This is a genomic window from Trichococcus patagoniensis (genome assembly GCF_003051085.1).
GTDB classification, from domain to species: Bacteria; Bacillota; Bacilli; order Lactobacillales; family Aerococcaceae; genus Trichococcus; species Trichococcus patagoniensis.
Window position 1 is genome coordinate 24,729 of record NZ_QAOM01000015.1, and the last position, 13,277, is coordinate 38,005.

The following is a 13,277-nucleotide window of genomic DNA, read 5'->3' on the forward strand; positions in this document are numbered from 1 at the left end:
TTCCTCCTATTATATGAATCAGGTTTCCGGTTATTATGCTTCGACTTCTTCTTTATATTGTTCATAATTTTCTGCGATCATGAAGTAATGTTTTTTGTTTTTGCGGTATTGCAATTGCGGTATCAACAGCATTCCGATGACAAGCGCAACGACACCGGCATAACCGCCGTATTTCATGATTACGCCGTAGCCCAACCATAAAGTATCCCAGTCAAAGTTACCATGCCAGCCGCCGAATTGGGAAAGCTGGAAGAGGTATGCAGCGAGGCCTCCACCAAGAACTTGGATGATCCCTGAAATGAAAGGAATGATCATCGCGGCTTTCATGCCGCCTTTGTGGTTTGCATAGACAGCAAAGGTTGCATTATCAAAGAATAGAGGTACGAATCCGGAAATGACCAACACTGGGCTCTTGAATACAACCAAACCGATGATGGCTAAGAATTGTCCCAAGGCTCCGAACAGGAATCCAAATGTAACGGCATTTCCTGGACCGAATCCATAAGTTGCCGCACAGTCAATCGCCGGCATGGAACCAGGTAACAATTTATTAGAGATCCCTTGGAATGATTCCGTCAATTCCGATACGAACATACGGACACCAAGTTGCAGAATTTGCAGATACACTGCGAAGTACAATGATTTTTCCAGGATATAGAACACGTAGTTACGTTCGCCTGTATAGGCGAGATCGATGGTCATCATCAGGTCTTTCCCAAGGATCCCCATGATGATACCGAAGAACAGGAACATCAAAATACTTGTGGAGACGACGCTCTCTTTAAAGATGGACAGGAAACCAGGAAGCGTGACATCTTCCAATTTTTTGCTGTTCTTGCTGAATTTCCCAGCAAACTTATCTGTCAACCAGACACCGAACATCTGTTGGTGCCCAATCGCAAATCCACCACCTTCAGTCAAATCTTGAGTTGCTTCAACAGTCAGATTTGAGAATACCGACCAATACGTTCCAAGCAAGAGGCCCAACATGATGATGACGCCTACATCCTGCAATTCAGGAAAAGCGAACAAAACCAGCCATAAAGCAGTTGAAGACTGTTGTACCATGATGTGTCCAGTGATGAATACGGTCCGGACTTTAGTATATTTACGGAAAATGACTAACACAATATTCACCATGAAAGCGATAAGTAAAACGATAACCATGAGGCTGAAAGAACGTCCCGCTCCTTCTATCGCTTGTTGCGCAGCCGTTTGTCCAAAATAAGGATCGATGACGACTGCCGTTAAGTTGAATCTTTCTTTCAAGCCTGCCAGAATAGGGCGGAAATTACCAACCAAGCCACCTGCAGCAACATTTAAGACTAAATACCCGACGGTTGCCTTGATGAATCCGGCAAGGGCGTCATATACGGGTCTGCCTAACAAGAGATAGCCGACGAATACAATAATACCAAGGAAAAAAGCAGGTTGCGTCAAGATGTTGACTTGAAAGAATGACCATACACTAATTAGTATTTCCAAGATATTCACCCTCGATTTCCATAATTTTTTCTAAATCAGCGACAGAGTTAGCTTGAATAAAGGCATCTACGACACTTTCATCCGACAGCAAAGTCACAAGCGAGGATAAATTGGCCAAATGCTTTTCATTATCCGTTGATGCCAGGACGAAGAAGATGCGCGCTTCGTACTCGGCGGCCGGCCCGAAGTTCACCGGCACTTTCGTACGCATGAAGCAGATAGCGGTTTCATTTACGCCCTTGCCTTCTTGCGCATGCGGGATGCAGATGTCCGGCGCAATGACGATGTAGGGTCCGAATTCGTTAACGTTCTCGATGATGTACTCTGGATATTCCTTTTCGATGGCGCCTTCCTTGATGAGCGGTTGGCAAGCAGCACGAATGCTGTCTTGCCAACTGTCGAATCCATCATGGAAGGAGTATCTCTTGTTTTTGATGACTTCATCTAACATATGATCTCTCCTTTTGGGTGTTGTTTTTTATAGGAATGAATTGAATGGTACGTCATTATCGATGCTGAACACATCGTCAAATCCTCTGTTGAAATTGAATTCCATTCTGTCTTTGTCATCCGGATAGACGAATTTGCCGCCGACTTGCCAGATGTATGGCTTGAATCCATATTGCAGACGATCTTTTTTGAATTTCCACAGTTCGACCAATTCTTTAGGATCCGCCTGGAAGTTCGACCAGATATCGTAGTGGACCGGGATGACCACTTTCGCGTTCAATGATTCAGCCATTCTCAGCATATCCACTGAAGTTACCTTGTCGGTGATTCCGCGTGGGTTTTCGCCGAATGCTCCTAAGCAGACATCCACTTGGTGATCATTTCCATGTTTTGCGAAATAGTTGCAGTAATGGGAATCGCCAGCGTGATACAAGTTTCCGCCTGAAGTTTTGAACAAGTAGTTGACTGCGATCAAATCCATATCCTGCGGCATTTTACCTCTTAAAACTTCACCTTCTGAAGCTGTAACCAAGGCTGTGCGGTCGAATGCTTCTAAAGCGACGATCTCGATATCTTTGATTTTCACGCTGTCGCCAGGTTTCACGACAACACATTTTTCTTCCGGCACGCCCCAGCCGATCCAAGTATCCACAACCGCTTGCGGTCCGACGAATTTCACTGCATCGCTTGAATTTTTCAGAACAGCCGCTGCCGTGTTGATGTCCAAGTGATCGGAATGGATATGCGTAACAACCAATGCATCCACGTTCTTCACTTCGAACGGATCGATGACGAACGGTTGAACGCGAAGATTCGGTTGCATATTTTGAACACCGCTCATCCGTTGCATTTGGTGTCCGTCCTTCATTTTCCCGCTGCCGTGAGATTGTTTGCCTGTGCCGCACCATAAGTCGCATAGGATGTTTGTCGATTCATGTGATTTCAGCCAAATGCCTGTGCAACCCAGCCACCACATTGCGAAGGTATTTTCTGCCACCACTGTGTCTTCGATTTCTTCGTTCAGCCAAGTGCCCCATTCCGGAAAAGTACTCAATACCCAAGACTCTTTTGTTACCCCATCAATTTTACTCATTTTCTCCACTCCTTTGATTTTTAAAGTCTGATCACTTATTTGATCGTTTCACTTACTATTCGTTAAACGCCCATAAAATGAACATCTCTTTCGATGGGTTAATCATACAATAAAACGTTTTCATAATCAATAGGGCCCAATCAAACAATCTTTAGGGGTTTTTTATGATCGTTTTGGTCGTTATGAACGATTTGGTCATCGGCGTCCCTGGAGCTGATTGTTTCAAGGCAGCTCTTGCGTTTACGGATACACTCGGTATTTCGGAGCGAATTACCGGTCATAATCCCGACAGAATGCCTGCGCGTCGGGATTTCCGAGTAACAAAACGATCATAATCCCGGCAGCAAGGCGAAGTCAGCTTGCCGGATTGCAAAAAAAAACAACCAGACGAAGCAGGCATTTCCCGCTTGCGTCCGGTTGTTTGTTATGGCTTTTGGGTATATTTACTTCGTCGTTCCCGTTTCGTCTTCGCGTTGGTTGTCGTCGACGAATAACACTTTGACTCCTTTTGCTTCGATTTTCTTGATCTGTTCCTTATCCGCCGATCGATCGGTGACCAGATGGGTGATTCGGCTGATGTCGGCCGTAGAAAAATTTTGTTCCCGGCCCACTTTGCTGCCCTCCGCCACTACGATTCGCGGTCCATTTGTGCGCTCCAGAATCAGCCTGTTGACTGCCGTTTCCGGCAGAGCGAAGGTCGTGATCCCTTTTTCGCTGATTCCGCCCACACCCAAAAAACAGATATTCGCCGTCACCTTGGAGAAGGTATACAAAGCGAAATCCCCCACAAGCGATTTTTTCTTTTCATATATTTCCCCGCCCGACAGGACGATTTCCGCTTTCGAAGACGGTTTCCGGAAAATCGCTCGGCCATTGTTGGTTATGATGGTGACGTTTTGATCCGCCAGATAATTGAGCAAAAAGAACGCGGTCGAGCCCGAATTGATGAAAATCATATCATGATCATTGACCAGAGTAGCGGCCAACTTTGCGATTTCCTGTTTTTTCGATTTTTTCGGTTTGAATACTGGATACTCTTCTTTTTGAAAAGTTCCCTCCAACAAACGTGCGCCTCCATAGAAGCGTTCGATGAGGTGCTGATCGTCGAAGCTTTGCAGATCCCGTCTGACGGTGATTTCGGAAACATCCAGTTCCTTGGCCAAATCTTCCACCAAAACAACTTTCTTTTCTTGAAGGGCCTTTAAAATATGCTGCCTTCTCTTATAAACGACCCCTTGACTTGACTTCATATCTTCACCCCGCTTCTTTTCTTTCATTGTACTCGAAACGGACAAAATATCAAAACAAAAAGCATGAAACGAGCATAAAACATTCATTTTTTGTCGTTCAACTGCATCATCCGGTATTCGTGGTTGATACTGAAGTTATTTACCATAATATATATCAGCAGATGGTGTCCAAGCAAAAAAAGACCGAGCCAGTTTCATGCTCGGCCTACTATTTGTTTATTTACATTTAAGACTGTAGGGAAATTTTATCAATGATAGGGATTCCTCCACTAAAAGTCGCATCCAATCGCTCCAATGTCTCGTCACTGACGAAATTCGAAACAATCGGCAGCTCTTTGAACGCCTCAAACGGCATATCCAAATACTGCAGTGCGATCTCGTTGTTGCGCATCATCGGCAATTGCTCGAAGATCACTTTGCGTGCTGGGGTGTACTCCAACAACTCCCGATAGGTCAACTTAGTTGTGACTTCAGGGCGATAGTTCCGTGTCGGCATATAGCTCACGCTGTAGTCGCCCGCTTTAACCGTAACACTTACGCCCACTTCAGTAGGGATTGCCTCCTGAAGCCACTCCATTTTCCGGGCCTTTTCCAGGGACAGATCCGGCAAGGTGATGGTGGCAGTCGTCCCGAAAGGCACGCGGAAGGAGAAGAAGAGCTGCCCGTCCGACATTATTTCCCACGCGCTTTCGATGCGGCCGGACACGGATTGGTAATACCCTTCCGCCTTGCCCAGCTGCGCGCTCGGTTGTGGTGCCAAAATGAAATGTCTGTAGCCAGGATGCGCGCTGTCCGCCTGGATACCCAGAACGCAACGGTACACCCATTCGACAATCGATCCATAGGCATAATGGTTCAGGGAATTCATGTCCGTCCCGGAAATCTTCCCATCCGGCAGAATCGAATTCCATCGTTCCCAAATGGTGGTCGCTCCCATCTTCACCGCGAACAGCCAGCTCGGGTAATCCTCATTCAGCAACAGACCATAAGCGAGCTCGTTCATGCCGTTCCTGCTTAAGGCTTCGGCAAAATAAGGCGTACCGACGAATCCGGTCTGCAGGTGGATGCCGCTAGAGATGACCTTATCATAGAAGTCTTTTGTCATCCGTTCTTTGAATTGCTCGGGACAAAGATCGAAATAGTGGAACAGGATGTAGGCTGTCTGGGTCGTTACCGCCAGTCGCCCCATCACGGTCAGATATTCATTCTGGATGGCTTGCTTCACTTCCGCGGCCAAGTTGGTGTATACCAACGCATCTTGCGTATGACCCAATACCTCAGCGGCCCGCGCCACCAAGGAAGCTGAATGATAGTAATACACAGATGCCACTAGCGAAGTATCGGTGCCGCCCATCGGCGAGTGCGGATTGGCACCGTCCAACGCTAGCCAGTCGCCGAACTGGAAGCCGGTCGTCCAAAGGCGTTTGGCCCCGGATTTTTCATCCTCACGGCGTATGTATTCCACCCAATCTTTCATGGTCGGATATTGCTCCTGCAACAATGAGCGATCCCCGTACTGTTCATAAAGAACCCACGGAATGACAGTCGCGGCATCAGACCAAGCGGCTGCTCCGGCACCGGTCACGAAGCCGGCATCTCCTTCCGGCTTGATCTGCGGCACAACAAACGGAACCGCGCCATCAAGCGCTTTTTGTTCCAAACGCAGATCGTGCATGAATTTCTTGTAGAAGGCAGGCGTATACATGTGGTAGCTGGCGGTCCGGGCAAATATCTGGGCATCCCCTGTCCAGCCCATGCGCTCATCGCGTTGCGGGCAATCGGTCGGCACATCGAGGAAGTTGCCTTTCTGTCCCCATAAAGCATTCTTCAGCAATTGGTTCACATCTGGATTGGCGGTGATGATGCCGCTCGTCTCTTCCAATTCGCTCTGCAGCACATAGCCTTTGAATCCCAAATCCTGCTCCAAAAGGTCGATGCCGGTTATCTTGGCATAGCGGAAGCCATAGAAAGTGAAGTACGGACGCACTTCTGCCGGTTTACCGTTGCTGATGTAGGTGAATTTCGCTTCCGCCGTGCGCAGGTTCTCGCGGTAGAAATTGCCTTCCTGCAGCACTTCGCCGACTTCATAGGTGATGACGGACCCTTTCGGAACATCCGCGGTGAAGGTGATCCAGCCCGTCATGTTCTGTTTGAAGTCCAGCACCTGCTCCCCGGCAGGTGTCAGGATCAGTTCCGGCACGAAGGCATCCACGATTTTGATTGGGACACTCAATCGGGCCTGAAGTTTTTCCGTGTCCGCCGCACTCAGCTGCACCGGTTCCCAACGCGCATCGGTTGCTGCTTCGCTGTACTTATTCCAATCTTTGATTTCCAGATTCGCATCATAGATTTCCCCATCGTAGATGCTGCTGGCGACAAGCGGTCCTTCTGCAGCCTCCCACGCAGCATCGGTAGCGATGATTTCTTCGGTCCCGTCCTCGTAACTGACGACGCATTCCGCAATCAGACGGAACTGATCCCCGTACAAGTTTTCGTATCCTCCATCAAAACCGAAACGGCCTTTGAACCAGCCATCCCCCAGCATGAAGCCGATCGCATTGCCGCCTGTTTGAAGGATTTCTGTCACATCGTAAGTTTGATATTGCTGCCAAAAATCATAGGAATGGAATCCGGGAGCCAGATATTCATCGCCGATCTTTTCCCCATTCAGGTACAGTTCATAAACGCCCAGTCCGGTCGCATAGATACGTGCCTTACGGATAGGTTTTGTCGGCAGCCGGAATAGTTTCCGCATAAGCGGCATCCTTTCGAACTGGCGGACAGGCTCGATCCAATTCCCGGTCCAGGCTTCCTCTTCCTTCGCCGTCTCGAAGTACTGGGTTTCGGACGCCTGTTCCTCTCCGGCGGCGTTCTTTGCGACTACTTTCCAGAAGTAGCGTGTGCGCGGCTGCAGTAGTATTCCTGGTTGATAGCTCAGAGGATCGAGGTCGGTGCGGCTGCCGCTGTCATGAATGACTTTTTCGTAGTTTTCATCCAGTCCAATGACGACCCTTGTGCCCTGCAATTTTTCCCCAAAAGACGCTTCAACTATCCATGAGAGCGTCAGTGTATCGATCAAAAAGCCGATGGGATTCAGCAGATGATTCGTTTTCAGATTGTATATGTTCATTGTGCATGCTCCTATCTTAAAAAATAGGCTGCCTGTGATACGGCAGCCTGCAACATTATCCGTTCACTCGTTTCGCTTTCAAGTCAGCTGCGATTTCCGGAAGTTTTTTGTCCAAATCATAGAAGAGGATCAACAGAATGCAGATTACCGTGAAGACGATCGGCAGATAGGCGAAGATCGCCTTGATTGCGAATAAAGCTTCTGTGGATTGCGTTGCCCCTTGCGACACATAGCCGCCCAGACCCAATACGAGCCCGAGGATCAGTCCGCCCACACCGGAGCCGACTTTTTCGGCAAAAGTTCCTGCCGAGAAAATCAAGCCTTCGCTGCGGATGCCCGTTTTCCATTCGCCGTAATCGGCAACGTCACCCAACATGGCGAATCCTGCAACAGCTCCTGGCGCGATGCCGAGTCCGCGGATGACCAACCCGACCAGAATCATCGTGAAGTTTTCCGGGAACAGTGCGATGATCCCCAACCCGAGCAGCATCACGAAGCTTCCCGATAACACAATTATTTTTTTGCTGAACTTGCTCAACAGAAAAGGCATGAATACCGCGCCTACAGCAATCGGCATAAAGGACAGGATACCGATCACCGCGACTTTTGCGGGATCCCCTAAAATCCATTGTGCGTAAAAGATATTGATGCCGCCCAAACCGGAACTGATGAAGCCAATCATCATGTAAAGAATCATGATGATCCAATATTTATTCTGCAGCAGCGCTTTGATGTTCGTTTTCAACGGAACCTTTTCGACAGCGACAGTGGTCTCGATGACGCGTTCCTTTGAATTTTTGAATAAGAGCAATAACAATAGTGATGAAATAACCCCGAAAACAACCGCCATCCAGGTCCAGGCCTGTTTATCGCCACCGAAGAAAGTGACAATCGGCAGAACCGCTGCAGTCACTCCCATTGCACCCACAAACCCAGCCAATGTTCGCGATGTCGAAAGGTTGCCGCGTTCGACAGGATTCGAGGTTGTCGTACCGATCATCGCATTATAAGGAACCATCGTCGCTGTATAGACACCGGCCAAAGCGATCACATAAGTCACGAAAGCATAGATGGCTTTGCCCGTCGATCCCAGGAAATCCGGAGAAGTGAAAAGCAGTATCATTGCTAATGCATAAGGGATCGCCATCCATAAAATCCAAGGTCTGGCCTTTCCGTGTTTCGAACGGGTCTTGTCGACGATCGCACCCATCGCCAAATCGGAAGCGCCATCAAAAAGCCGCGCCCACAAGAGGATGTTCCCGACGATCACTGCGCTCAGGCCGACCACATCGGTATAGTAATAAGTGATGAAGGAACTGGCTGTCGTGAGCATCAGATTGGCCGCCAAGTTCCCGAAGCCGAACGTCAGCTTCTCGCTAATCGGCAGCTTGTTTTCGTCTGTTTGATCCAAAATTCTTGTTTCAGTTGCCATAATTATTGTCTCCTTTGTTCTGTTTTGTTTACTCTCTTATTAAACCGTTTTCGGCAAAGGCTTACAATGTCGCGCAAACAGAACAAAGTGGTCAAACTACAGGTCTCTGTGCCAAGCTTCCTCGCGGATCTGTCCCGGCGTCTTTCCGTGCATTTTTTTGAAGGACCGGAAGAAATAGCTCGTATCCAGATAGCCGATTTCCTCGGATATTTCCTCCATCGAATAATTTGAAAAGACCAGAAGATGACGCGCGTGCAGCATGCGTTGGCGTTGCAGTAATTGCTTGAAAGTGTCGCCCGTCTCTTTTTTGATCAGATTGCCCAGATAATTTTTGTTGAATCCCAATTGTTGCGCCAGCATTTCCAAAGAAAGCGTGCGGTAATCCTTTTCGATGATCGCTAATGCTTCCGTGACGACTTGATTCTGGTGGCGTTGCTTCTCTTTCGTCTCTTCTTCGAACGTGCGCGCCAGTTCCATGAACAGCAATGGAAGGTAGAGGTGGATCACTTCGATATTCGGTTCAGCTTCGCCGTAGTATTCCTCCAGGATGTACTGCATGAAAGTTTGGACTTTTGCATTTTCTCCCGTCCGGAATACCAAAAACTGATCCTCTTCGTGGGTGCGCTGGCTTGCCAATACGAGAAATTCAGTTAATACCCCGCGTTTTCGCACGAGTTGCTGAAGGATTTTGGTATTGATCGTCTCCACTTTCAACAGGATATTGATGAGGATATCGTTTTCGCCCAATTCCTGGAAGGAATGCGAGCTGCCCCGATCCAGCATAATGATATCACCTTCATTGAGAATGATTTTTTCACCGCTGACTTCCTGGGTGCAGGAACCGGAATATATATAGTTCAACTCCAAAAACTGATGGTGGTGCAAGGGCATATCCGAATAACGATTGTGCTTACGGATATGGACGTCTCCTTTTTTGAAGAACATTTCCTCACTCAGTAGGAAATCGCCATTCAAGCGGAACTTATTCCCACTCAAAATTAACTCATTGAGAATATCCAGATCCGTCACATTGAACCCGGATTTTCGCTGCTCTTTTTCGATTGTGGTTTCTTCCCTTAAAAAACGGTCCAGTTCAAACATTTTGCCGCTCCCCCTCTCTCGTTGTCTCATCCACCATTATACAGAAAAACCCAACCGGACTCATCGGGTTGGGTGCATAAAATCTATCTGCGGGCATCCATCAGTCCACAATAAGGATCGATCGGACTCACGCCCTTGAAATCGCTCTTGCCAAGAAGTTTAGCGACAAGCGCTTCGATGACTGCTTGGTGATTGTCGTAGGCATTGATGTAGGTCTTCACCATCGGAACATCCATGAGGTGGTACGGATTCCCCAGACTCGCAAATACGGTCGGCACTTCATCGACGAACCACGGAATATTGTTCCCCTGGCCGAAGAACGTATACCAATTGATTCTTGTAGTTGTGGCATTGCTACGATTTTCGACATTGGCCAGATAAAGGACGGCATCGTATTTCGCATGGAACTGAGAAACGGAATCGAAACCGGTCGTGAAATCTTCTGGCTGATACAGCGTCACTTGGAAGCCTGCCTTCTCCAACAATGGAATCACTGTTGACGCAATCTGAGTGTTCGCTTCTTCATAAGGTCCAATCAGTTGCAGCAACAGACGCGGCGTGGCTTCCGGCCGCAACGGAAGGTTTCCGGCTGTGTCCTTGACGAGGGTGATGCCGTTGTCGGCCGCTTGCTTCGCCCACTCGACATGCTGTACCTTGCGCAGGACAGCCAGCTCCTCTTTTGCGGGAACAAGCAACGATTCCGCCTGCTTTTCCGGCAATTGCAGCGCAGCCTTCATCGCGAGAATGCGGGTGACTGCTTCATCGAGACGGTCCAAAGTCAGGATACCCGTTTCAATCCCTTCCTGCATGAAACGGATATCCTCCTCAAGATCTTTGTTGAACAAAAAGATGTCGCATCCGGCCGCGATCGCCGTCGGAACTGCCAACCGCCGCTCCATCGCTGCGCAGAAACCGACCATCGGCGTAGCATCAGTTGTGATGAGGCCATTGAAGCCGAGTTCCTTGCGCAACAACTCCTGCATGATGACCGGAGACAAGGTCGCCGGCAAGAAGGCATCTTCTTCGGCCTTCTGGACTGCCGGCAAGGCGATATGCCCGATCATCACGGAAAGCGCACCGGCTTCGATTAGGCCCGAGTAGACTTTTCCATAGGTGCTGCGCCATTCCGCGATCGGCAACGTGTTGACTGATGTCACCAGATGCTGATCGCGGAAGTCGATGCCGTCACCGGGGAAATGCTTGATCGAGGCTGCCACCCCGTTTTGCTGCACGCCTTCAACGAATCCTTGCGCATAGTTCAGGACCGTTTCAGGATCGCTGCCGTACGTGCGCACATTTGTGATCGGATTGTGGAAATTATAGTCGATGTCCACTACCGGCGCGAAGGCCCAGTTCACGCCCACAGCTGTACCTTCCTTGGCGCAGACTTCCCCGAGATGGTGCCCATAGTCGGCATCCCCGGTGGCCGCCAGCAACATCGGATTGCCGATGCGCGTGCCGTCCACGGCAATCCCCGTTCCGCCCGCTTCCAGATTCGCCGCGATCAACAGCGGAACTTTCGCTTGTTGTTGAAGATAACGGTGTGCTTCCTGTACCTCTTCGCCTTTTCCGGGACGAAACAACAATCCGCCGATCTTTTTGTCCACGGCCAGGTCATGCAAAGCCCCTTCATCCGTGGACATGCCGATTGGGCAAAACAGCTGCCCCACTTTTTCCTCCAACGTCAGGCTTGCCAAAGTTTGGTTCACCCATGCTATTTGTTCCTCTTTCAGATAAAAAGGATTCGCTCTCAAATCGATCATCCTTCAACACGCTCCTTCATCGCCAGTTGGCTAAAGATTTTTTTCAGATCAAGTTCCCGGGTCGCATCCACTTCGATGTCCGGAATCCATTGTCCGAATGTCGGGATTCCGATCGCAACGGCGGGCATGCCCGCCCGTTTGATACCTTCGATGCCCGCCAATGAGTCTTCGAAGCCGATGCATTCGTCCGCCCGCAAGCCCAATGCCTGGGCTGCCTTTTCGAAGATTTCGGGATGCGGCTTATTGTGGGTCAGCGCATCCGGATCGATGACAGAATCGAAAGTATCCGACAACCCAAGTCTTGCCAAAATTATGGGCGCATTTTTACTGGCGGAAGCAATCGCCATGCGGCACCCGCCTTCTTTTGCCGCCTCGAGCAGTTCCGGAATCCCAGGCAAGATATCCGCTGCTGTGATTTCCGCAATCAATTCCAAGTAATGCGCATTTTTCTCGTCCAACAGCTGTGTTTTTCCCGCCGCATCGAGAATCAGGGTCGGAGCCTCGGCCAGTATCAGCTCCAAGGATTCCGTCCTGCTGATCCCTTTAAGGCGCTCGTTCCATTCGCGGTCGATTGAAATCCCCAAACCGTCCGCTATCCTTTGCCATGCCAGAAAATGCCGTTCCGCCGTATCGGTGATGACACCGTCCAAATCAAATACCAAGCCTTTTATCGTGCTCATCGCTGTGCTCCATTCCACTATCCGTAGGTTATGGCTTTATCCTACCGAATCCGATCGAACCGGACAATGGCAGAACCAAAGTGTCTACTGTCCAAATCACAGGTTTCCGTGTCCGATCCGCTTAGTCATCCCAACTGTCCGGACCACAGTTTCGCATTTTTGCTGTACTCCTCCAGCCGTTTGCCTTATACTTTTGTTGAATGACAGATAATGGAGGGATTAACATGAAAATTGCCGTTTGCAGCGACCACGCCGGTTTTGCCCTGAAAGAAGAAATCAAAGCATTACTCGAGAAGGAAGGCCACGAACTGATTGACATCGGCCCTTTCAATGAGGAGCCTTGCGACCTGTCCGACTATGTCTACCCTGCCTCACTGGCTGTGGCGGAAGGAAAAGCCGACCGCGGCATCTTTGTCGATGGCGTCGGTTACGGCAGCGCCATGATCGCCAACAAAATCTACGGCATCTATGCGGCCGTTTGCCAGGATCCGTTCTGCGCAAAATTGGCGCGTTCCCACTCCGATACGAATGTCCTCTGCCTCGGTGGAAAGATCATCGGATCGGCGTTGGCACTCGAAATCGTGGAAGCCTGGATGACGACCGATTATCTCAAGGATATCGAAAAATACACCAACCGCGTCGACAAAGTGAAAAAAATCGCCGAGAAACATCTGAAGAAGTTGGATGAGATCCAAGACTAACCGCAGCCGAGTTGAATGTCCACTATTAAAAAAAATAATCACCAAATAAGACCGCACCAAAATGGATGAACGAATCCATTTTGGTGCGGTCTTATTGAGTATTCTCACATTCGTTAACACTGGCTTTGATCATGCGCCGGTCACTTCCTCGCCAAATTGATTTTGGCGGGTTATTTTGGATCCTTCAACTCC

General features: G+C 49.1%; 10 protein-coding genes. 1 reads left to right on the plus strand and 9 read right to left on the minus strand.

The genetic code is table 11. The features are described from left to right. Window positions 1-33 precede the first annotated feature (33 nt). From C8U37_RS10620 to pgmB, 9 genes are all read right to left on the minus strand, one after another. Window positions 34-1,488: a PTS ascorbate transporter subunit IIC gene (locus C8U37_RS10620; protein WP_211306194.1), complete on the minus strand. Its 1,455-nt coding sequence runs from the start codon at window positions 1,486-1,488 to the stop codon at window positions 34-36. Continuing rightward, window positions 1,469-1,936: a PTS sugar transporter subunit IIA gene (locus C8U37_RS10625; RefSeq protein WP_108033204.1), complete on the minus strand. Its 468-nt coding sequence runs from the start codon at window positions 1,934-1,936 to the stop codon at window positions 1,469-1,471. The genes C8U37_RS10620 and C8U37_RS10625 overlap by 20 nt, the downstream gene beginning before the upstream one ends. A 27-nt stretch (window positions 1,937-1,963) precedes the next feature. After that, a complete protein-coding gene (gene ulaG, locus C8U37_RS10630) occupies window positions 1,964-3,028 on the minus strand; it encodes an L-ascorbate 6-phosphate lactonase (RefSeq protein WP_108033205.1) in 1,065 nt (354 codons plus the stop codon). A gap of 443 nt (window positions 3,029-3,471) precedes the next feature. Next, entirely contained in the window at window positions 3,472-4,278 is an 807-nt protein-coding gene (locus C8U37_RS10635; RefSeq protein ID WP_108033206.1) for a DeoR/GlpR family DNA-binding transcription regulator, read from the minus strand. A 226-nt stretch (window positions 4,279-4,504) separates the two neighbouring features. Beyond that, window positions 4,505-7,408, minus strand: coding sequence for an alpha-L-rhamnosidase (locus C8U37_RS10640; protein WP_108033207.1), 2,904 nt, complete (start codon window positions 7,406-7,408; stop codon window positions 4,505-4,507). A gap of 55 nt (window positions 7,409-7,463) precedes the next feature. Next, window positions 7,464-8,840: an MFS transporter gene (locus tag C8U37_RS10645; protein WP_108033208.1), complete on the minus strand. Its 1,377-nt coding sequence runs from the start codon at window positions 8,838-8,840 to the stop codon at window positions 7,464-7,466. 96 nt (window positions 8,841-8,936) lie between these two features. Further along, a complete protein-coding gene (locus C8U37_RS10650; protein WP_170100261.1) occupies window positions 8,937-9,941 on the minus strand; it encodes an AraC family transcriptional regulator in 1,005 nt (334 codons plus the stop codon). A gap of 83 nt (window positions 9,942-10,024) precedes the next feature. After that, the gene (locus C8U37_RS10655) at window positions 10,025-11,704 is read right to left on the minus strand and encodes a glycoside hydrolase family 3 protein (protein ID WP_108033210.1); all 1,680 of its coding nucleotides are present in this window, start codon (window positions 11,702-11,704) and stop codon (window positions 10,025-10,027) included. Next, window positions 11,701-12,384 carry a beta-phosphoglucomutase gene (gene pgmB / locus C8U37_RS10660; protein ID WP_108033211.1) on the minus strand — a complete coding sequence of 228 codons (684 nt, stop codon included), beginning with the start codon at window positions 12,382-12,384 and terminating at the stop codon, window positions 11,701-11,703. Before pgmB ends, C8U37_RS10655 begins: the two co-directional genes overlap by 4 nt. 224 nt (window positions 12,385-12,608) lie before the next feature. On the opposite strand from pgmB, the gene rpiB reads away from it, so the two are divergent. Beyond that, window positions 12,609-13,085 carry a ribose 5-phosphate isomerase B gene (gene rpiB, locus C8U37_RS10665; protein WP_108033212.1) on the plus strand — a complete coding sequence of 159 codons (477 nt, stop codon included), beginning with the start codon at window positions 12,609-12,611 and terminating at the stop codon, window positions 13,083-13,085. Window positions 13,086-13,277: the final 192 nt, after the last annotated feature.

Excerpts from the sequence above, each read along its gene's own strand:
- C8U37_RS10625 (WP_108033204.1), bottom strand. The coding sequence starts at position 1,936 with ATGTTAGATGAAGTCATCAAAAACAAGAGATACTCCTTCCATGATGGA.
- ulaG (WP_108033205.1), bottom strand. The coding sequence starts at position 3,028 with ATGAGTAAAATTGATGGGGTAACAAAAGAGTCTTGGGTATTGAGTACT.
- C8U37_RS10635 (WP_108033206.1), bottom strand. The coding sequence starts at position 4,278 with ATGAAGTCAAGTCAAGGGGTCGTTTATAAGAGAAGGCAGCATATTTTA.
- C8U37_RS10640 (WP_108033207.1), bottom strand. The coding sequence starts at position 7,408 with ATGAACATATACAATCTGAAAACGAATCATCTGCTGAATCCCATCGGC.
- C8U37_RS10645 (WP_108033208.1), bottom strand. The coding sequence starts at position 8,840 with ATGGCAACTGAAACAAGAATTTTGGATCAAACAGACGAAAACAAGCTG.
- C8U37_RS10650 (WP_170100261.1), bottom strand. The coding sequence starts at position 9,941 with ATGTTTGAACTGGACCGTTTTTTAAGGGAAGAAACCACAATCGAAAAA.
- C8U37_RS10655 (WP_108033210.1), bottom strand. The coding sequence starts at position 11,704 with ATGATCGATTTGAGAGCGAATCCTTTTTATCTGAAAGAGGAACAAATA.
- pgmB (WP_108033211.1), bottom strand. The coding sequence starts at position 12,384 with ATGAGCACGATAAAAGGCTTGGTATTTGATTTGGACGGTGTCATCACC.
- rpiB (WP_108033212.1), top strand. The coding sequence starts at position 12,609 with ATGAAAATTGCCGTTTGCAGCGACCACGCCGGTTTTGCCCTGAAAGAA.